Below are 17,999 nucleotides of genomic sequence, written 5' to 3'. Positions count from 1 at the left end.
CGGACGGCACCGGGCTTCGGCCGGCCACGCCTCGGCGCGGCCGGTTGCCGTTCGGGGGCGGATCGGATATGGAACGCCCGATTGTCCGGACGGATCGCTCCAGGCTCGCGGCTCCCCCGAGCCCAGCCGGCGCACCGCCGGGAGAATCGCCCTCGACCATTGCTCTGAGAATGCGTCGGCCCTCCCCACGGGAGGCGAAGCCCGTTCAGGCCTCATCCGGCCCCGGGCGGCGATGCGAGGGGGCTACCCGCAACACGAGCCGCCGACGCCGGCCCCCGAAGGGCCATTCAGGAGACAGAATGACTGCTGGTACCGCTGTGCAGCGCGCACCGAGCCGCGAGGATTTCGCGGCCCTGCTCGAGGAATCCTTCCTCAGCCACGAGATCACCGAGGGCTCCGTCGTCAAGGGTCGCGTCGTCGCGATCGAGAAGGACGTCGCCGTCATCGACATCGGCGCGAAGACGGAGGGCCGCGTCGCCCTCAAGGAATTCAACGGCCCGGGCCGCGAGGGCGATCTCGCCGTCGGCGACGAGGTCGAGGTCTATGTCGACCGCATCGAGAACGCGCTCGGCGAGGCCGTGATCTCGCGCGACAAGGCGCGGCGCGAGGAGAGCTGGGTCAAGCTCGAGAAGGCCTTCGAGGCCAATGAGCGCGTCACCGGCACGATCTTCAACCAGGTCAAGGGCGGCTACACCGTCGACCTCGACGGCGCCGTGGCCTTCCTGCCGCGCTCTCAGGTCGACATCCGCCCGGTCCGCGACGTGACGCCGCTGCTCGGCACGCCGCAGCCCTTCCAGATCCTCAAGATGGACCGCCGCCGCGGCAACATCGTCGTCTCGCGCCGCACGGTGCTCGAGGAGAGCCGCGCCGAGCAGCGCTCCGAGCTCGTGGCCAACCTCGAAGAGGGTCAGGTCATCGACGGCGTCGTCAAGAACATCACCGAGTACGGCGCCTTCGTCGATCTCGGCGGCATCGACGGCCTCCTGCACGTCACCGACATGGCGTGGCGCCGCGTGAACCACCCGTCCGAGGTCGTGACCATCGGCCAGACGGTCAAGGTCAAGATCATCAAGATCAACCACGAGACGCACCGCATCTCGCTCGGCATCAAGCAGCTGCTCGCCGATCCGTGGGAGGGCATCGCCCAGCGCTATCCGGTCGACGCCAAGCTCAAGGGCCGCGTCACCAACATCACCGATTACGGCGCCTTCGTGGAGCTGGAGCCGGGGATCGAGGGCCTGATCCACGTCTCGGAGATGAGCTGGACCAAGAAGAACGTCCATCCGGGCAAGATCGTCTCCACCTCCCAGGAGGTCGAGGTGCAGATCCTCGAGGTCGATCCGGTCAAGCGCCGCATCTCGCTCGGCCTCAAGCAGACCCTCCAGAACCCCTGGGAGGCCTTCGCCGAGCAGCACCCCGTCGGCTCCGAGGTCGAGGGCGAGGTCAAGAACAAGACCGAGTTCGGCCTGTTCATCGGCCTCGACGGCGACGTGGACGGCATGGTGCACCTGTCCGACCTCGACTGGAACCGTCCGGGCGAGCAGGTCATCGAGGAGTTCAAGAAGGGCGATATGCTGCGCGCCCAGGTTCTCGACGTGGACGTCGAGAAGGAGCGCATCTCGCTCGGCATCAAGCAGCTCGGCGGCGACCCCTTCGCGGAGGCCGGCGAGATCAAGAAGGGCCAGGTCGTGACCTGCGAGGTGACGGAGGTCAAGGATTCGGGCGTCGAGGTCAAGATCGTCGACACCGACCTCTCCACCTTCATCCGCCGGGCCGAGCTCGCCCGCGACCGCGGCGACCAGCGCCCCGAGCGCTTCGCGGCCGGCGAGAAGTTCGACGCCCGCGTCGTGCAGTTCGACCGCAAGGCGCGCCGCGTCCAGCTCTCCATCAAGGCGCTCGAGGTCGCCGAGGAGAAGGAGGCGATGGCCCAGTTCGGCTCGGCCGATTCGGGCGCCTCGCTCGGCGACATCCTGGGCGCGGCCTTCAAGAAGGCCCGCACCAGCGACGACAAGTAAGAGCCCGTCGCCGGGCTCCGGCCGGCTGCCGCCGGCCGGGCCCTGCCGCGGTCGCGGCCTTCGAACCCGCGCGGGACCCCGTCCGTCCCGCGCGGGTTTCCCGTTCGCGGCGGCCGATGGCGGCCTTCGTCGCGCCGGGCCCCCTTGCCGGTCCGCATCGGGCGGGGCTAGAACACGGCACGCGGGAACGCCCCCGGGGCTATCCGCGAGTCTCAGGCAAACCAATGACTTGCTCCGTACCGGGGGCAGGGCGCGGGCAGGCCGGGAGGCGGGACGCCGAGGGCGCGACAACTGGACCGGCGCGGGACGGCCGGGCGCGTGGGAGAGAACCGTCGCATGGCCGCTGACGCCGAACTTCTGATCGACCGACGCCGCCTGCGCCGCAAGCTTTCCCTCTGGCGGGTGCTCGGCATCGGCGGCCTCGTGGTGGCCGCAGGCGCCGTCGGCTTCCGCGTGCGGGCCGGCACCGAGGGCTCGCTGTTCGGGGCGGTGCAGCCGCAGATCGCCCGGATCTCGGTCTCGGGCTTCATCGCGGGCAGCGAGGCGACCACCAAGCTGATGAAGCGGGTCGGCGAATCCTCCGCCGTGCAGGGCGTCGTCGTCTCGATCAACTCGCCGGGCGGCACCACGACGGGCTCCGAGGAGCTGTTCCGCAACCTGCGCCAGCTCGCCGAGAAGAAGCCGATCGTCGCCTTCGTGGACGGCACGGCGGCGTCCGGCGCCTACATCACGGCCATCGCCGCCGACCACATCGTGGCCCGCGAGACCTCCCTCGTCGGCTCGATCGGCGTGCTGTTCCAGTACCCCGACGTGTCGGGCCTGCTCGACAAGGTCGGCGTCAAGGTCGAGTCCGTGAAGTCCTCGCCGCTCAAGGCCGAGCCGTCGGGCTTCACCCCGACCTCGCCGGAGGCGCGGGCGGCGCTCGCGGCGGTCGTCGGCGACACCTACGGCTGGTTCAAGGGACTCGTCGCCGAGCGGCGCGGCCTGGACGACAAGCAGCTCTCGGTGGTCTCGGACGGGCGGGTCTTCAGCGGCCGCCAGAGCGTGCCCCTGAAGCTCGTGGACGAGCTCGGCGGCGAGCGCCAGGCGATCACCTGGCTCGAGAGCGAGCGCAAGGTGTCCAAGAACCTGCCGGTGCGCGACTGGAAGCCGCGCAGCGAGAGCGATTTCAGGCTCTGGTCGGCGCTCGGCGCCGGCGCCGACCTCCTCGGCCTCGACGGGCTCGGCCAGGCCGTCCGGGCGCTCGGCGCGGAGACCGGCGGGATCGCGCAAGGCGGGCTCCTCGCCCTGTGGCGCCCGGCCCCGGCCGACCCGTCGCGCTGAGGCGCCGGAGAGCCCAGGGATCTGCCGATAGATTTCGCCGAGAGATTTCGACCCGGACATTTCGAGAAGACCGCCGCATGATCAAGTCAGAGCTTGTGCTGAAGATCGCCGAGCAGAACCCCCATCTCTACCAGCGCGACGTCGAGACCCTCGTCAACGCGATCCTCGACACCATCGCGGACGCGCTCGCCCGCGGCGACCGGGTGGAGCTGCGCGGCTTCGGCGCCTTCTCGGTCAAGCGTCGCGACGCGCGGCGCGGACGCAACCCGCGCACGGGCGCGGCCGTTGCCGTGTCCGAGAAGGCGATCCCGGTGTTCAAGACCGGCAAGGAGATGCGCCAGCGCCTCAACACGGCCGGGATCGGCGAGGGCGCCGCGCCCAACTGAACGTTTTTCGGAGAGATCGATGGTCCGCTTCTTCAAGGGTCTGGTGCTGCTTCCCGTGGCCATCCTGGTGGTGCTGCTGGCGGTGGCCAACCGCGAGGCGGTGCGGCTGTCCTTCGACCCGTTCTCGCCCGAGGCGCCGGTCTTCAGCCTGACCCTGCCGCTCTACGTGGTGCTGTTCGTCGCGGTCGCCCTCGGCATCGTGGTGGGCGGCGTCGGCGCCTGGCTCGGCCAGGGCGATTCCCGCCGCAAGTCCCGCGAGCGCCGCCGCGAGATCCGGCGCCTCGAGGGCGAGACCGCCCGCCTCAGGACCTACGCGCCGGCTCCCGAGACCACCGCCCCCTACGGCGCGGCGGGAAGCCGCGCCGCCCTGCCGGCCCCGCGCTGAAGATGTCGGAGAGGCCGTGACCCCGGACATCCGCGTCAAGATCTGCGGCCTCGGCACCGACGCGACGCTGGAGGCCGCGCTCGAGGCCGGGGCGGACTGGATCGGCCTCGTGCACTTCGCGAAGAGCCCGCGCCACCTCGACCTTGCGCGCGCCGGCGCGCTCTCGCGCCGCGCGAAGGGCCGGGCCGGGCGCGTCCTCCTCCTCGTCGATCCCGACGACGCCCTCGTGGCGGCGGCGGTCGAGCGGGTCGAGCCGGACCTGATCCAGCTGCACGGGCGCGAGAGCCCGGAGCGGGTTGCGGCGATCCGGCACCTTGCCGGCCGGCCCGTGTGGAAGGCGCTCGGCGTCGCGGCCCGGGCGGATCTCGGCGCGGTCGCGGCCTACCGGCGCGTCGCCGACCGCCTCCTCCTCGACGCCAAGGCGCCGCCCGGCGCGGACCTGCCCGGCGGCAACGGCCGCGCCTTCGATTGGGATATCCTGCGCGGCGCCGACCTGCCCGAAGGCACCATGCTGTCTGGCGGCCTGACGCCCGAGACGGTCGCCGAGGCTGTTCGGCGCACGGGGCTCTCCGCCGTCGACGTCTCCTCCGGCGTCGAGGTCCGGCCCGGCGAGAAGGATCCGGCCCGGATCCGGGCCTTCCTGGCCGCGCTGCGGCCCGGCCCCTGACAGGCGATTTCCCGACTCGTCGCCTCTGACGCATTGTGGTGGCGCCCCTCGCGGGTTTAGAGCCTTCCCGCAGAGAGCGCCGGCCGCGCCGCTTGCGGCCGCGGGCCGGCGCCGAACCTTCGAAGGACTGCCCGCGTGACCCTCGCCCCCACCCCGAACTCGTTCCGCACCGGCCCCGACGAGCGCGGCCGCTTCGGCATCTTCGGCGGTCGCTTCGTGGCCGAGACCCTGATGCCGCTGATCCTCGACCTGGAGGCCGCCTACGCCGAGGCCAAGGCCGACCCGGCCTTCCAGGCGGAGATGGATTCCTACCTCGCGCATTACGTCGGCCGGCCGAGCCCGCTCTACTACGCCGAGCGCCTCACCGAGCACCTGCGGGCGGGCGCCCGGCCGGGCCACGGCGCGAAGGTCTTCTTCAAGCGGGAGGAGCTGAACCACACGGGCTCGCACAAGGTGAACAACGTGCTCGGCCAGATCCTGCTCGCCCGCCGCATGGGCAAGCCGCGGATCATCGCCGAGACGGGGGCGGGCCAGCACGGGGTCGCGACCGCGACGCTGTGCGCGCGCTTCGGCCTGCGATGCGTGGTCTACATGGGCGCCGTCGACGTGGCGCGCCAGGCGCCCAACGTCTTCCGCATGAAGATGCTCGGCGCCGAGGTGGTCCCGGTCGAGTCCGGCACGAAGACCCTCAAGGACGCCATGAACGAGGCGCTGCGCGACTGGGTCACCAACGTCGCCGACACCTTCTACTGCATCGGCACCGTGGCGGGCCCGCACCCCTACCCGGCGATGGTGCGCGACTTCCAGTCGATCATCGGCCGCGAGACGCGGGAGCAGATGCTGGCGCAGGAGGGCCGGCTGCCCGACTCGCTGATCGCCTGCATCGGCGGCGGCTCGAACGCCATGGGCCTGTTCCACCCCTTCCTCGACGATCGCGAGGTCGAGATCTACGGGGTCGAGGCCGCCGGCCACGGCGTCTCCTCCGGGCTGCACGCGGCCTCGCTGACGGGCGGCAAGCCGGGGGTGCTGCACGGCAACCGGACCTATCTCCTGCAGGACGCGGACGGGCAGATCGCCGACGCGCACTCGATCTCGGCCGGGCTCGACTATCCGGGCATCGGGCCCGAGCATGCCTGGCTGCACGAGGCGGGCCGCGTGACCTACCTGTCGGCGACCGACGGCGAGACCCTGGAGGCGTTCAAGCTCTGCTCGATGCTCGAGGGGATCATCCCGGCCCTGGAGCCCGCCCACGCGCTGGCCAAGGTCCTGGAGATCGCCCCGGCCAAGCCCGCCGACCACCTGATGGTGCTCAACCTCTCGGGACGCGGCGACAAGGACATCCCGCAGGTCGCCGAGATCCTCGGCACGCGGCTGTGAGGCGGCCCCCGCTCGATCCGCGCGGCGCCCGCGAGGTGTAAATCGGCCTTGCGCGGCGATCGACCGGATGTCGCGGGGGACCGGGAAATCCGCGATCCCGGCCCGCGCCAGCGTTGACACCGGCGCGTCGATCTCCCTATACCGCCGGGTCTCCGGACGGCCGCCTCGCGTGGCGGCCCGGGCTTGGGGCGGGGTAGCTCAGCTGGTTAGAGCAGAGGAATCATAATCCTTGTGTCGGGGGTTCAAATCCCTCCCTCGCTACCATTAATTGAGCCCGCTAGGCCAAAGGCTTAGCGGGCTTTTCCGTGCCCGGAAGGATCGCAGCGTGGCGGCCGCGCGGAGTGTCCGCAACAAGCCGGAAACTGATGCCCGCTCCGGCAGGTCAGATCGTGACTTTCAGGGCCGAGCACCGCGCTCATCGCGAGCCGGTTCCGCGCGATTTAAAATCATCGAGCCATTATTTTACTTCATTGCCGCAAGTATCTCGGATCCGAGCGCAGCTGATCCATCCAACGGAGCGTGTCTTCGTCGCGTTTCGTGGAATCGGTGGAGATGGGGTCAATCGAGGCGATGGCCGGCATCGAGGCGACCGACGCGGACGTCATCCGCGCGCGAGCCTCGCCCGACCGGGCGCTTGCCTCGCAGCCTCGGTGGCGGATTCCGTGCCATGCCACGACGCCTGCAGATTCAACGCCGCGGTCAGCACGACGCGATCCGCCGCGTCGCGCACGGCAACCGAGAGCCCTTGGGCCATATACCGGCCCGGCCGATCCGCCACGATCTCGCAGAGTGCCCGCAATGCCTCGTCGAAGACCACCGCCTGATCCGGGCACTCGATGCCAATGTCATCGCATGCGGACAACGAGGCGTCGCACACGTCAAAGAAGTACCGCGCCATCAAGCGTCATCCTCGAAAAGCCTGATTTTTAGGGTGGTCAACTTCGCAAATACAGAGCGAATCAATCAGTCAGATTTTGTTATACATGATGCAAACATAAATCAATATCTCTTGGCAGCTCGTGATTGTACCAAATGGTACGGCCGACGGCCCGTGACTGGAGGCGACCGGCGGCTGCACCGGTCAGCACGGGATTCATGGTGAACGCTTAACGCACCGGCAAGGCCGGGCGCATCCGGCGCCATGCGTAACTCCTTCATCAAGCCGCCATAGGGTTTGCTCCGAGCATGAACGCGGGACCCTTTGCCATGTCAGCGACGCCCGCGGTGAGGCGCCCCTTTTGCTGGACCCGATCGGCAGCGTGGCTCGGTGCCTTCAACCTGCTGTCGGTCATCGGCCTCTGCGCGGTCTCGGCCTTCATGCTCTGGCAGATGCGCCTGGACGCGGCGCGGCGCGCCGAGATCACCGCCCGCAGCCTCGTGCAGGTTCTCGGTCGCGACATCGCCCGCAACATCGAGTTGTACGATCTCTCGTTGCGCGCCGTCGTCGACGGCATGAAACGGCCTGATATCGCGGGGGCCGATCCCGAACTGCGTCACATGATCCTGTTCGGCCGCGCCGCGACCGCACTCGGGTTCGGCAACATCATCGTGCTCGACGCAGCCGGAAACGCCGTCATCTCCTCCCACTCGGCCATGCCGCCGGGGTTCAACAGCGCCGATCGCGAGTACTTCCGGTACTTTGCCACCCATGCGGACGACGAGTTGCGCGTCAGCCCGCCCTCGATCTCGCGCCTGAGCGGACGGTGGGTGCTGATGCTCAGCCGGCGCATCTCCAATCCGGACGGATCGTTTGCGGGGGTCGCCGCCGGAGCCATCTTCCTCGACTACTTCCGGGGCCTCTTCACCGCCGCCGGCGCCGACCATGCCGGGACCGTCACCCTGTACGGACCGGGCGGCACGATTGCCATGCGCGAGCCGTTCGATCCGCGTCAGATCGGCGCCAGCGTGGCCGACAGCGCGAGCTACCGGGACGTCCTGAGGGCCAAGAACGGCAGCTTCGTCGGGCCCGCCATGCTGGGGGAGGGCGATCGGAACTTCGTCTTCACGCATATAGGCGACTACCCTCTGCAACTCAGCATGGCTGTCCCGCCCCGGGACATTTACGCCGATTGGCAGCGCAAGGCGCTCGGCCTCGGCTTCGTCGTTCTCAGCCTTTGCGCGACGACCGTGATCCTGACGTGGCTGTTCGGCCGCGAGCTGACCTACAGACGGCGGGCCGAACAGGTCACGGCCGCCCTCAACGCCGAGCTGGAGACGCTTGCAGCGACCGACGCCCTCACCGGATTGGCCAACCGGCGCAGGTTCGACGAGGCGCTGACACGCGAATGGCGGAGGTCCGTGCGCACGCGGCAGCCGCTCTCGCTGATCCTCTTGGATGCGGACCACTTCAAGGGCTTCAACGATCATTACGGCCACCAGGAGGGCGACGAGGCGCTGAAGCTGATCGCCCGCTCGATCGCGGCTGCGACCGATCCGACGCACGACATCGCCTGCCGGATCGGCGGCGAGGAGTTCGCGGTCATCCTGCCCGATACGGATGCCGCGGGCGCCGAGCGCGTCGCCGACCGCATCCGAGTAGCCGTCGCGGGCCAGAGGGCACCGCACGCCGCGAGCTCGCAGGGCGTCGTCACGGTCAGCTGTGGATTGTCAGAGGCCCCGTTGATCCCGGCCGTCGATCCCGCGGCGCTGATCGCCGCGGCCGACGGGGCGTTGTACGAGGCCAAGCAGCTCGGCCGCAATCGGGTCGAGGTTGCCGTGCCGGCGGCGGCGCGCAGGCGCCTGGCCATGCACGGCCGCTCCTAGCTCGGAGAGCGTCCCGGCCCGGAGAGGCGGCGATGGACCCCGTCGTCGGACGGGACGGAGGCCGCCGGAAGCACGCGAGACGGAGCACCGGATCACCCGGCCCTCTCCGCTCGGCTCGGTCGAAGGGCAGGCTCAGCGAGCGCCCGGCGCGGCTCCGCCGCGCGTGCCGCCGGTGCTCGTGTTGTCGCCGCCGCCGTGGCCGCCGGTCGAGCCGGTCGTGCTCTCAGCGCCCATGCCGCCAGCCGTCATCGAGCCGCCCGTGGCCGAGCCGCGAGAGCGCTCCATGCCCTTCTCGGAGTTGCTCGTCACGCCGCCCGGGCTGTTCATGCCGCCCTCGGCGCTGCCGCCATCGGCCGCCGTCCGCGCCCAGGCAGCGCTGGCCAGCGAGCCCGCTCCGATGAGGCCCAGTCCGCGGCCGGGGACCGGAACGGCCGCGCGGGCGGCCCGTCACGTCGAGGCTTCGTCCCAGGAGACCGGCGACCGGAGGGCCGCGTCGAGCGCGTCGAGGGCGTGGGCATAGGCGGGGTCCCGGGCGAGGGACCGGCACATCTGCCCGCGCGCCGCCTCTGCCGCCTCGCGCAGCCGGGCATGCTCGGCGTGAAGCTCGATGTAGCGGCGCGCCAGGTTCGAGTCGGTCGCCTTGTGCCGCGCCATCTCGAGGGCTTCCGCGTGGCTGATGGAGTGTTCGCTCATCTCACGCCCTCCGTTGCGGGCCGCTCCCTGACGCCTGCATCGCGTCCGCCGGTGGCCCGGCGGGACGAGGAGAGGCCGCCGTGATCAGGCGGGCGCGCCCGGCCGTCCTGCAACCTCGCGGATCGCGCGAGAGAGCAGGCCGGGCAGGTCGTCCGCCCGGGCCAGGTCGTGCCAGGAGACGGTCGCCATTCGCCCGCAGACGGCGTCGCTCGCCAGCGCGGTCAATCCGAGCGTGGTCAGGCGCAACTCGACGATCGTGCCGGTCTCGTCCCGCACGGCCTGCGCCAATTCCCAGGCGGACCGAAGCACGCCCGCGAAGGCTTCGTGGGCCTGTCCTGCCATGCCGCTCTCCTACGCAACTGCCGAGCCCTGTGAGACCGAAGCTGCGCGGACGTTCTGGGCAGGATGGTGGCGATCCGGGCGGCCGTAGGGAGCGTACCGTCCGCAAGGCCCTCCTCGGCCGCTGCCTCGATCGGCCCGCCGCCCAGGCCACGCGCTCCATTTCCGCGTGTCGCGGGAGAAGGTCGATCCACCGGTCGATCTGGGGCACCGGCCGCGCATCGCGGACCTGCGACGGCGTTTCCCGGGCTGGTCGATCGCCTGCGCGCGCAGGCTCGCGGTCAGCGGGGGCTGATCCGGGGCGGCTCCGGGGCCGGGACCTCGCCGCAGGCTCGCGAAAGCGGTGACAATCGCCACCGCGCATGGCCGTTCCCGCAGGAAATCCGGGCCGCGGCGCTGGACGAAGCCCGTCCGCCGACGTCCCATCCCAGCCCGACACCGCGATCACGCCGGAGCAGGATCGAGGGAGGAGAGGACATGCCGCGATCCTTGGCGGCCCTGGCCGACACGGCCCTCGCGGTCCCGGCCTCGACGGTCCGGCTCGCCGGCCCATCCTGGCGTCCCGGACGCCCGGCGCGCGATCGATCCCCACGACGGAGGCCGAGATGACCCGCCCCCTGCCCGAGACGCGCGCCGCCTTCCGGACCCTGCACGCGAGCGGCTGCTTCGTGCTGCCCAACCCCTGGGACGTCGGCAGCGCCCGGATGCTGCAGAGCCTCGGCTTCTCGGCCCTGGCCTCGACGAGTGCCGGCTATGCCTGGACGACGGGCCGGCCCGACTACGCGGTGACGCGGGACGACGTTCTGGGGCACCTCGCGATCCTGTGCGCGGCCGTCGACCTGCCGGTCAACGCCGACTTCGAATCGGGCTTCGCGATCGATCCCGAGAGGGTGGCCGAGAACGTCGCGCTGGCGGTCGGGACCGGCGTGGCGGGCCTGTCGATCGAGGATCGGGACGGGACCCCGGCCGGCCTCCACGACCTTGCCCTGTCGGTGGAGCGCATCCGGGCCGCGCGCGCGGCCATCGACGGCGCGGGCGGGGACGTGATCCTGGTGGCGCGCACCGAGGGGCTCCTGATCGACCCGGCGGCGCTGACGCCGGCCATCGACAAGCTCGTCGCCTTCGCCGAGGCCGGTGCCGACTGCCTCTACGCGCCGGGCGTGCGCGCGGGGCCGACGACATCGCCGCGATGGTCCGGGCCGTGGCGCCGAAGCCCCTCAACGTGCTGGTCATGGATCCCGCGCAGCGAATGGCGGAGCTCGCCGATCTTGGCGTGCGCCGGATCAGCGTCGGCGGCTCGCTCGCACGCGCCGCCTGGGGCGGGATGCTGGCCGCGGCCGGGCCGATGAGGGACGGCTCCTTCGAGGGCTTGGCGGGCGCGGTGCCCGCCTCGCGCCTCAACGCCGTGTTCGCGGGCTTCGCCTGACGGGACGCCGGCCCGATCGGCGGAGCCGGCCCCTGACCGACAGGCCGTCCGCTCGCGGTGCCCCGGGCCGACCCCGGGCGATCACCAGAACAGCGCGCGGCGCTCCGTCAGCTCGTAGCGGTTCAAGCCGATATCCTCGAGCAGGCGGTCATCGAGCGCCGCAAGCTCCCGATGCGCGGTCCGCCGCTGCCGCCAGGACTGAAAGACATGGATCATCGGCGCCAACATCGTGCGGCCCTCAAACGCGAAGCCGCGGGGATGCCCGATCGGCGCGGCCCGATCCGTGATGCGGATCACGTTCGGGCGGCGATCCCCACCTCGGCCGGCAGCGCGCGGCCGCGCTTGGCGGGGGCGGCGGCGCCGAGCATGCGTCTCATTCGAGAACCACGTCGGCACCGATGACCAGCGAGGGCGGGACCGTGATGCCGAGGCTGTTGGCGGCCTGGAGATTGATGAACAGCTCGACCTTCGTGACGAGCTGGACCGGCAGGTCGGCGGGCTTCTCGCCCTTGAGGATCCGTCCGGCGTAGATCCCGGCCTGGCGGTGCGACTGCTCGAAATCGCCGCCGTAGCTCATCAGGCCGCCGGCGATCGGGAAGTCGCGGGATTGGGTGATGGCCGGCACAGCGTGGCGCAGCGAGAGGGCGGCGAGCTGGCGGCTGCGGTTCGCGAAATACGGGTCGGAGGTGAACACCAGGCCGCTCGCCCGCTGCTCCGGCAGGGCCGCGAAGACCGCCTCCAGCTCCTGCTCGTTGCTCGCATGCAGGACCTGGAGGCGGACCCCGATGGCTTCGGCCGCGGCATGGAGGTTGCGCAGCTGCGAGTTCGCGGTCGGGCTGGTCGGGTTGTCGACGACGGCGATCGCGGCGGCGTTCGGGAGCACCTCGTGCATGAATTCCAGCCGCTTGCGCGAGACCTCGACGCTCAAGCTCGACACACCCGTGAGATTCCCGCCCGGGCGCGACAGGCTGTCCACCACACCGAGCGCGACGGGATCGCCGCCCATCTCGAAGACGATCGGGATCGTCGTCGTCGCCGATTTCGCGGCGAGCGCCACGGGCGCGCCGCCGGGCGCGGCGATGAGCGAGACGCGCTGGGCGACGAGATCGGCCGCGAGCGCCGGCAGACGGTCGTACTGCCCCTGCGCCCACCGGAACGTGATCGCGACATCGCGGGATTCGACGTACCCGACCTCGGCCAGACCGGCCCGGAAGGCGCTGAGGCGGCTGGCATAGGCTGCGGGCGATTCGAGGCCCAGATACCCGATGACCGGCCATATCGGCTGCTGCGCGCGCGCCGGACGCGTCCATGCGGCCGCGCCGCCGAGCAGCAGGATGACGTCGCGCCGCCGCATCGGGTCGGCGTCCCGTCGCCGGGGCCGGCCCGAGGCGCAGGCCCGATGCCGGACCAGCCGGTGCCGCGTCGTCGCCATGGCATGCTCACCGAGCCCCGAACCGCGTGCGGGCAGCATAGCGGCGCGGACGCGGCCGACCAATCCGCTCCGGCGTACCGGCGGCCGCGGTCGAGCGCAGGCCCGGGACGGACCGCCCGGCGCGATCGCGACGACGATCGCCAGGGCCGCGCCGGGGCTCGGCTCAGGGGGCCGCGCCGAGCTGCCGGAGGCTCCGCTCGATCTCGCGGGTCTGCGCGTCGAAGAGCGACTTGGCCGCGGAGACCGCGGCGAGGGCGAGCGCGATCGCCAGGAGCGCGAGGATCGTGCCGTCCCCCCTCCGGTGAGGCGTGGTGCGCATGGGTCACCTCCATCGTGCCGGAGATGCATGCGCCCGCGATCCGGCCGGGACCGTGATGCGCCTCACACAGGCAAGGCCCGAGGGGCCTGCCGGGATCCCGCTGCCCGGGCGCAGGCGCCATTCCCTGAGGTTTCGTGCGCGGACGCGCCCCTGACGCGGATTCCCGCGCGTGGCATAATCCCCGCACGGCTTGAGGCCGCCGCACGAGGCGGCGCGAGACGGCGATCCGGCCCGGCCGCCCGGCGCAGGGCAGGGACCGCCGGACGCGATCCCGGCGGGCGGGCAGGGCCAGGCCCCGGGCCCCTACGGCGTGCCAGCCGATGAGGTGACCGAGTGAGGCAGCGAGCGCACCCAGCGCAGGTGGGACGGGTTCAGCGGCGATGACCGGCTCTCCGGCCAGGGCCGGCCGTTCCCTTCTCCGCAAGTACTTCCTCGCGCTCTTCGCGGCCGTGGTCGTGCCGCTGCTGGCGAATGGCGGCACGGAGGCCTGGTTCGGCTACCGGGATCAGCGGGCGCAGCTGAACGAATTGCTGGGGATCGAGGCGCAGGCCGCTGCGTCCCGGATCCAGAGCTTCCTCGACGGCATCAGGGACCAGCTCGGCTGGATGGTCCAGCTCCCCTGGACCGCCGGGGCCGAGGAGGGCCAGAGGCTCGACGCGCTGCGGCTGCTCAGGCAGGTGCCGGCCATCGTGAGCCTCACGCTGGTCGACGGCACCGGCCGGGAGCGGCTGCACATCTCGCGGATCGGCCTCAACCAGGTGGGCGGCGGCGACCGGTCCGCCGACCCCGCCGTCGCCGGAGCCAGGGCGGCCCGGGTCTGGTACGGACCGGTGATCTACTATCGCGGCTCCGAGCCCTTCATGACGATCGCCGTCGCGGGCAACCGCGCCGCCGTCGGCATCGCGATCGCGGAGATCAACCTCAAGCTGATCTGGGACGTGATCTCGGCGATCCATGTCGGGCAGACGGGCCAGGCTTTCGTGCTGGACGGGCCGGGCCGGCTGATCGCGCATCCCGACATCAGCCTGGTTCTGCGCGGCGGCGACGTGGCGGCGGCGCGCCCGCTCCTGATGCTCCGCGACGCGATCCGCCGGGAGGGCCGGTCGGCGATCGGCAGGAACGCCGCGGGTGCGGCGGTCATCGCCGCCATGGCGCTGGTCCCGGGCGTCGACTGGACCGTCGTCGTCAACCAGCCGCTGGCGGAGGCGTTCGGCCCGATCTACGGGGCCCTCTGGCGCACGGGGGCCCTGCTCCTGGCCGGCACGGCCTTCGCGGGCCTGCTGGCCTTCTGGCTGGCCCGCCGGATGACGGGTCCCATCCGCCAGCTCGAATATGGAACGGAGCAGATCGGCGCGGGGCGCTTCGACCACCGCATCGCGATCGCGTCGACGGACGAGCTGGGCCGGCTGGCGGCGCGCTTCAACGCCATGGCGGTCGAGCTCGCGCTGTCGCAGGAGCGGCAGGAGCGCATCGCGCGGCTGCGGCGCTTCCTCGCCCCCCAGGTCGCCGAACTCATCGATCGGGCCGGGGACGACGGCGTGCTCGAGGGCCGGCGCGTCGAGGTCGCGGTGATCTTCGGGGACCTGCGCGGCTTCACGCCATTCTCGGCGAAGTCGGCTCCGGACGAGGTCCTGCAGGTGCTGGCCGAGTATTTCGATGCGCTCGGCCGCGTGATCGCCGCCCACGGCGCCACCCTGATCCACTTCGCGGGCGACGGGCTGATGGTCCTGGTCAACGCACCGGTCGCCTGTTCCGAGCCCGGGCTGACCGCGGTCCGGCTGGCGATCGCCATGCAGGACGTCGTCCAGCCCCTCGTCGCGGACTGGCGGGCCAGGGGATACGCGATCGGATTCGGGGTCGGAGCCGCGATGGGGCCGGCCACCGTCGGGCGGATCGGGTACGAGAGCCGGTTCGACTACACGGCGATCGGGCCCGTGGTGAACCTGGCCTCGCGCCTCTGCTCGGCCGCGAAGGACGAGCAGATCCTGATCGACACCACCCTGGCCGGCCACGTCCGGGGCCCGGTCGAGATCGCCCCGCTCGGCCCGCGCGCGCTCAAGGGCCTGGAGACGGGGGTGGAGATCTACAGCATCGTTCGCAGCATCCCGGCCGTCGTCGGGAGCGCAGGCATTCCGGGAGGTCGTCGGTGAGCCGGTCCCTGCGGGCGAGGGGCATGTCGGCCGAGGGAACGCGCGGGGAGTGGCCGAAAGCCCGCCCGGCCCCGGCACCGGGCGAATTCGGGAGCAAGAAACGGATCGCGTCCGGATCCGCTCCGTGCTCATCTGGGACGGAACGGGAGACCGAACGATGCCGCGAACGGGTCCGATCGAGGTCGGCTGCCTCGCCCTGCTCCTGCCCGCGCCGGTCCTTGCCGCAGGGCCGGCGATGCCGGAGAGCGGCAGCTACGAGGTCGAGGTGACGCTGGAACTGCCCCATCTCGACGATATGACGGCCCGGAAGGTCACCCGCCTCTGCCTCACCTCCGAGGCCGGCGCGAACAACCACGGCATCGCGGTGCTCAGCGACAACAACCCGCTGTCGGGATGCCCGATCTCGAACCGGCGCCGGAACGACAACGAGCTCACCTTCGACATCGCCTGCGCGGGCCGGAACGCCGCGCGGGCGACGGCCCGGTATGTCCTGGCGCCGACCGCCTTCCGCGGCCGCATCGCCATGCAGATGGGCGGCAAGAACATGACCATGACGGAAGTGCAGGCCGGCCACCGCGTCGGCGCGTGCCCCGGCGCGGAGGACGTCGGCAAGGAAGCCGGAAAGACGCCGGCGCCGTGAGCCGCGTGCCCGCCATCGACCTCACGCGGCGCGCCCTGGTCGCCGGGCTGGCCGGCCTGACGACCGCGGCGCCCGGCCGCGGCGCCGCGCGCGCGGTCGGCGGCACGCTCCTGATCACGCATCCGGCCTTCGCCCGCCACGAGACCGGCGCCGGCCATCCGGAGCGCCCGGCGCGGATGCGGGCCGTCGACGAGGCCCTCGCGGCTCCGGACTTCGCGTCCCTGCGCCGCGAGGAAGCGCCGCTGCGCGGTGACGTCGAGGAAGCGATCCTGCGCGCGCATTCACCCGCCCATCTCGAACGCGTCCGGACGCTCGGCGCGGTCGCGGCGGACCCGCCCATCCATCTCGATCGCGACACCGTGCTCTCCGCCGGCACCTGGGAGGCCGCGCTGCGGGCGGTCGGCGCCGGCCTGCGCGCGGTCGACGCGGTGGCGGAGCCGGGCTCGGGCATCCGCAACGCCTTCTGCCAGGTCAGGCCCCCGGGGCACCATGCCGGGCGCGAGCGGGCCATGGGCTTCTGCCTGTTCAACGCTGCCGCGATCGCCGCCCTCCATGCCCGGGCGCGGCACGGAATGGAGCGGGTGGCCGTGGTCGATTTCGACGTGCACCACGGCAACGGCACGCAAGGCCTGTTCTGGCTCGACCCGGACCTGTTCTACGGCTCGAGCCATCGCATGCCGTGGTTTCCCGGCACGGGCGCCGCCTCGGAGACGGGCGTCGGCAATGTCTGGAACGCGCCGCTGGAGGCGGGCGACGACGGCGGGCCGTTCCGCGAGGCGTGGTCCCGGCGCCTCCTGCCGGCCCTCGACGCCTTCCGCCCCGACCTGATCCTGATCTCGGCGGGCTTCGACGCGCATGCGGGCGACCCGCTCGGGGGCCTGCGCCTCCGGGAGGCCGACTTCGACGGGGTGACCCGCGAGATCGCGGCGGTGGCGCAGCGGCGGTGCGACGGCCGGATCGTCTCGTTCCTGGAAGGCGGCTACAGCCTCGACGCCCTCGGGCGCTCGGCGGCGGCCCATCTGCGGGCGCTCGCCTCCGCGGCCTCCTGATGCGACAGAGCCACCGATCGAGTCGAGGCCCAGCCATGCAGCCGATTCCGGCCGCGACGTTCCGGCTCCCCGTCCGCCCGCCCTTCGATTGGGAGGGCGTGCATGCCTATCTCGCCGCCCGGGCCATCCCGGGCGTGGAGGCGGCGCGCCCCGGCCTCTACGCCCGCACCGTCGCCGTCGACGGCCGCCGCGGGACCTTGACGGTGACGATGGCGCGGGGCGAGGCCCTCACGGCCGCCGTGCGTCTGCCGGGCCCGGCCCCGGACATCGCCGCCCGGGTCGCCGGGATCTTCGACCTCGCCGCCGACCCGGCCGTCATCGGCGCGGCGCTCTCGGCGGACCCGCTCATGGCCGGGCTCGTCGCCGCGCGGCCCGGCCTGCGGGTCCCCGGCGCCTGGGACGGGTTCGAGCTCGCGGTGCGGGCGATCCTCGGCCAGCAGGTCTCGGTGGCCGCCGCGACGCGGCTCGCGGGCCGGCTGGTCGCGGCCTTCGGCCCCCCCCTCGGACAGGATGCCGCCGAGCCCGGCCTCACCCACCTCTTCCCGTCGCCGGAGGCGCTGGCCGAGGCCGACATCGCGCTCGCCCTCAACATGCCGCGCGCCCGCGGCGCCGCGATCCGGGCGCTCGCCGCGGCGGCGGCCGCGGAACCGGACCTGCTCGCCCCGGGCCAGGGACTCGCGGCGGCGACCGCGCGCCTGACGGCGCTTCCCGGCATCGGCGGCTGGACGGCGCAGTACATCGCCATGCGGGCCCTGCGCGAGCCGGACGCCCTGCCGACCGGCGACATCGGCCTGCTGCGCGCGCTCGCGGACGCGGGCGGGCGCCCGAGCGCGCGGGACCTCGAGGCCCGCTCCGCCGCCTGGCGCCCGTGGCGGGCCTACGCCGTCCTGCACCTGTGGGCGCACGATGCGGCGCGCCTCGCGGAGAGCCCGCCCCGGCCGTCGGGAGCCCGGCGCGCGGCAAAGGTGATTCCGGAGCAAGGAGCGGGATGCGGGCCGGCCGGGGCGGGCGCAAAGGTGTCCGCATGAGCCGGCG

The 17,999-nt window shown here is 72.2% G+C and carries 19 protein-coding genes, 1 tRNA gene and 1 pseudogene; 14 read left to right on the top strand and 7 right to left on the bottom strand.

The annotated features are described in order from the left end of the window. The first annotated feature begins 299 nt into the window (after window positions 1–299). From rpsA to WDW90_RS16275, 7 genes are all read left to right on the top strand, one after another. Entirely contained in the window at window positions 300–2,015 is a 1,716-nt protein-coding gene (rpsA, locus tag WDW90_RS16305; protein WP_336488449.1) for a 30S ribosomal protein S1, read from the top strand. A 336-nt stretch (window positions 2,016–2,351) separates the two neighbouring features. Further along, window positions 2,352–3,338 carry a signal peptide peptidase SppA gene (sppA, locus tag WDW90_RS16300; protein WP_336488448.1) on the top strand — a complete coding sequence of 329 codons (987 nt, stop codon included), beginning with the start codon at window positions 2,352–2,354 and terminating at the stop codon, window positions 3,336–3,338. A gap of 77 nt (window positions 3,339–3,415) precedes the next feature. After that, window positions 3,416–3,724, top strand: a complete 309-nt coding sequence (ihfB, locus tag WDW90_RS16295; protein WP_336488447.1) for an integration host factor subunit beta — start codon at window positions 3,416–3,418, stop codon at window positions 3,722–3,724. A 19-nt stretch (window positions 3,725–3,743) separates the two neighbouring features. Beyond that, window positions 3,744–4,109, top strand: a complete 366-nt coding sequence (locus WDW90_RS16290) for a lipopolysaccharide assembly protein LapA domain-containing protein (RefSeq protein WP_336488446.1) — start codon at window positions 3,744–3,746, stop codon at window positions 4,107–4,109. Window positions 4,110–4,125: 16 nt separating this feature from the next. Then, on the top strand, window positions 4,126–4,776 hold the full coding sequence (locus tag WDW90_RS16285; RefSeq protein ID WP_336488445.1) for a phosphoribosylanthranilate isomerase: 651 nt from the start codon (window positions 4,126–4,128) through the stop codon (window positions 4,774–4,776). 135 nt (window positions 4,777–4,911) lie between these two features. Beyond that, window positions 4,912–6,153: a tryptophan synthase subunit beta gene (trpB, locus tag WDW90_RS16280; RefSeq protein WP_336488444.1), complete on the top strand. Its 1,242-nt coding sequence runs from the start codon at window positions 4,912–4,914 to the stop codon at window positions 6,151–6,153. A 187-nt stretch (window positions 6,154–6,340) separates the two neighbouring features. Next, window positions 6,341–6,417: transfer RNA gene (locus tag WDW90_RS16275), tRNA-Met, on the top strand. A 337-nt stretch (window positions 6,418–6,754) separates the two neighbouring features. On the opposite strand, the gene WDW90_RS16270 is transcribed toward WDW90_RS16275, so the two are convergent. Continuing rightward, window positions 6,755–7,051: a DUF6894 family protein gene (locus WDW90_RS16270; RefSeq protein ID WP_336488443.1), complete on the bottom strand. Its 297-nt coding sequence runs from the start codon at window positions 7,049–7,051 to the stop codon at window positions 6,755–6,757. Between the two features lie 308 nt (window positions 7,052–7,359). Here WDW90_RS16270 and WDW90_RS16265 point away from each other — a divergent pair, with 308 nt between their 5' ends. After that, complete coding sequence (locus WDW90_RS16265) at window positions 7,360–8,916, top strand: GGDEF domain-containing protein (RefSeq protein WP_336488442.1); 1,557 nt, start codon at window positions 7,360–7,362, stop codon at window positions 8,914–8,916. A gap of 132 nt (window positions 8,917–9,048) precedes the next feature. On the opposite strand, the gene WDW90_RS16260 is transcribed toward WDW90_RS16265, so the two are convergent. The 3 genes from WDW90_RS16260 to WDW90_RS16250 all read right to left on the bottom strand — a co-directional run bounded on the left by WDW90_RS16260 (window position 9,049) and on the right by WDW90_RS16250 (window position 9,951). Beyond that, entirely contained in the window at window positions 9,049–9,243 is a 195-nt protein-coding gene (locus WDW90_RS16260) for a hypothetical protein (RefSeq protein WP_336488441.1), read from the bottom strand. A gap of 120 nt (window positions 9,244–9,363) precedes the next feature. Then, complete coding sequence (locus tag WDW90_RS16255) at window positions 9,364–9,609, bottom strand: hypothetical protein (RefSeq protein ID WP_336488440.1); 246 nt, start codon at window positions 9,607–9,609, stop codon at window positions 9,364–9,366. An 84-nt stretch (window positions 9,610–9,693) separates the two neighbouring features. Continuing rightward, window positions 9,694–9,951: a hypothetical protein gene (locus WDW90_RS16250; protein ID WP_336488439.1), complete on the bottom strand. Its 258-nt coding sequence runs from the start codon at window positions 9,949–9,951 to the stop codon at window positions 9,694–9,696. Between the two features lie 359 nt (window positions 9,952–10,310). On the opposite strand from WDW90_RS16250, the pseudogene WDW90_RS16245 reads away from it, so the two are divergent. Together WDW90_RS16245 and WDW90_RS16240 are read left to right on the top strand one after the other, a co-directional pair. Continuing rightward, window positions 10,311–11,057: pseudogene (locus WDW90_RS16245) on the top strand (isocitrate lyase/phosphoenolpyruvate mutase family protein); the annotation flags it as partial. An 80-nt stretch (window positions 11,058–11,137) separates the two neighbouring features. Further along, window positions 11,138–11,374 carry an isocitrate lyase/phosphoenolpyruvate mutase family protein gene (locus WDW90_RS16240; protein ID WP_336488438.1) on the top strand — a complete coding sequence of 79 codons (237 nt, stop codon included), beginning with the start codon at window positions 11,138–11,140 and terminating at the stop codon, window positions 11,372–11,374. Window positions 11,375–11,455: 81 nt separating this feature from the next. Here the strand turns inward: WDW90_RS16240 and WDW90_RS16235 are convergent, their stop codons facing one another. From WDW90_RS16235 to WDW90_RS16225, 3 genes are all read right to left on the bottom strand, one after another. Continuing rightward, the gene (locus WDW90_RS16235) at window positions 11,456–11,671 is read right to left on the bottom strand and encodes a DUF1127 domain-containing protein (RefSeq protein WP_336488437.1); all 216 of its coding nucleotides are present in this window, start codon (window positions 11,669–11,671) and stop codon (window positions 11,456–11,458) included. Between the two features lie 76 nt (window positions 11,672–11,747). Next, on the bottom strand, window positions 11,748–12,728 hold the full coding sequence (locus tag WDW90_RS16230; protein WP_336488483.1) for an ABC transporter substrate-binding protein: 981 nt from the start codon (window positions 12,726–12,728) through the stop codon (window positions 11,748–11,750). A 241-nt stretch (window positions 12,729–12,969) separates the two neighbouring features. Next, window positions 12,970–13,125, bottom strand: a complete 156-nt coding sequence (locus WDW90_RS16225) for a hypothetical protein (protein ID WP_336488436.1) — start codon at window positions 13,123–13,125, stop codon at window positions 12,970–12,972. 380 nt (window positions 13,126–13,505) lie between these two features. Between WDW90_RS16225 and WDW90_RS16220 the strand changes: the two genes are divergently transcribed. The 4 genes from WDW90_RS16220 (at window position 13,506) to WDW90_RS16205 (ending at window position 17,992) form a co-directional block, all read left to right on the top strand. Continuing rightward, window positions 13,506–15,275 carry a cache domain-containing protein gene (locus WDW90_RS16220; protein WP_336488435.1) on the top strand — a complete coding sequence of 590 codons (1,770 nt, stop codon included), beginning with the start codon at window positions 13,506–13,508 and terminating at the stop codon, window positions 15,273–15,275. Window positions 15,276–15,432: 157 nt separating this feature from the next. After that, window positions 15,433–15,915, top strand: coding sequence for a DUF3617 domain-containing protein (locus tag WDW90_RS16215; RefSeq protein ID WP_336488434.1), 483 nt, complete (start codon window positions 15,433–15,435; stop codon window positions 15,913–15,915). After that, the gene (locus WDW90_RS16210) at window positions 15,912–16,964 is read left to right on the top strand and encodes a histone deacetylase family protein (protein WP_336488433.1); all 1,053 of its coding nucleotides are present in this window, start codon (window positions 15,912–15,914) and stop codon (window positions 16,962–16,964) included. Before WDW90_RS16215 ends, WDW90_RS16210 begins: the two co-directional genes overlap by 4 nt. Before the next feature lie 35 nt (window positions 16,965–16,999). After that, window positions 17,000–17,992 carry a DNA-3-methyladenine glycosylase family protein gene (locus WDW90_RS16205; RefSeq protein ID WP_336488432.1) on the top strand — a complete coding sequence of 331 codons (993 nt, stop codon included), beginning with the start codon at window positions 17,000–17,002 and terminating at the stop codon, window positions 17,990–17,992. Window positions 17,993–17,999: the final 7 nt, after the last annotated feature.

Source organism: Methylobacterium nigriterrae (genome assembly GCF_037106235.1).
Taxonomy (GTDB): Bacteria; Pseudomonadota; Alphaproteobacteria; order Rhizobiales; family Beijerinckiaceae; genus Methylobacterium; species Methylobacterium nigriterrae.
Note: the sequence above shows the minus strand (reverse complement) of the source record. Positions and strands in the feature narration are given on the sequence as shown.

Excerpts from the sequence above, each read along its gene's own strand:
- rpsA (WP_336488449.1), top strand. The coding sequence starts at position 300 with ATGACTGCTGGTACCGCTGTGCAGCGCGCACCGAGCCGCGAGGATTTC.
- sppA (WP_336488448.1), top strand. The coding sequence starts at position 2,352 with ATGGCCGCTGACGCCGAACTTCTGATCGACCGACGCCGCCTGCGCCGC.
- ihfB (WP_336488447.1), top strand. The coding sequence starts at position 3,416 with ATGATCAAGTCAGAGCTTGTGCTGAAGATCGCCGAGCAGAACCCCCAT.
- WDW90_RS16290 (WP_336488446.1), top strand. The coding sequence starts at position 3,744 with ATGGTCCGCTTCTTCAAGGGTCTGGTGCTGCTTCCCGTGGCCATCCTG.
- WDW90_RS16270 (WP_336488443.1), bottom strand. The coding sequence starts at position 7,051 with ATGGCGCGGTACTTCTTTGACGTGTGCGACGCCTCGTTGTCCGCATGC.
- WDW90_RS16265 (WP_336488442.1), top strand. The coding sequence starts at position 7,360 with ATGTCAGCGACGCCCGCGGTGAGGCGCCCCTTTTGCTGGACCCGATCG.
- WDW90_RS16260 (WP_336488441.1), bottom strand. The coding sequence starts at position 9,243 with ATGAACAGCCCGGGCGGCGTGACGAGCAACTCCGAGAAGGGCATGGAG.
- WDW90_RS16255 (WP_336488440.1), bottom strand. The coding sequence starts at position 9,609 with ATGAGCGAACACTCCATCAGCCACGCGGAAGCCCTCGAGATGGCGCGG.
- WDW90_RS16250 (WP_336488439.1), bottom strand. The coding sequence starts at position 9,951 with ATGGCAGGACAGGCCCACGAAGCCTTCGCGGGCGTGCTTCGGTCCGCC.
- WDW90_RS16240 (WP_336488438.1), top strand. The coding sequence starts at position 11,138 with ATGGTCCGGGCCGTGGCGCCGAAGCCCCTCAACGTGCTGGTCATGGAT.
- WDW90_RS16230 (WP_336488483.1), bottom strand. The coding sequence starts at position 12,728 with ATGCGGCGGCGCGACGTCATCCTGCTGCTCGGCGGCGCGGCCGCATGG.
- WDW90_RS16225 (WP_336488436.1), bottom strand. The coding sequence starts at position 13,125 with ATGCGCACCACGCCTCACCGGAGGGGGGACGGCACGATCCTCGCGCTC.
- WDW90_RS16220 (WP_336488435.1), top strand. The coding sequence starts at position 13,506 with ATGACCGGCTCTCCGGCCAGGGCCGGCCGTTCCCTTCTCCGCAAGTAC.
- WDW90_RS16215 (WP_336488434.1), top strand. The coding sequence starts at position 15,433 with ATGCCGCGAACGGGTCCGATCGAGGTCGGCTGCCTCGCCCTGCTCCTG.
- WDW90_RS16205 (WP_336488432.1), top strand. The coding sequence starts at position 17,000 with ATGCAGCCGATTCCGGCCGCGACGTTCCGGCTCCCCGTCCGCCCGCCC.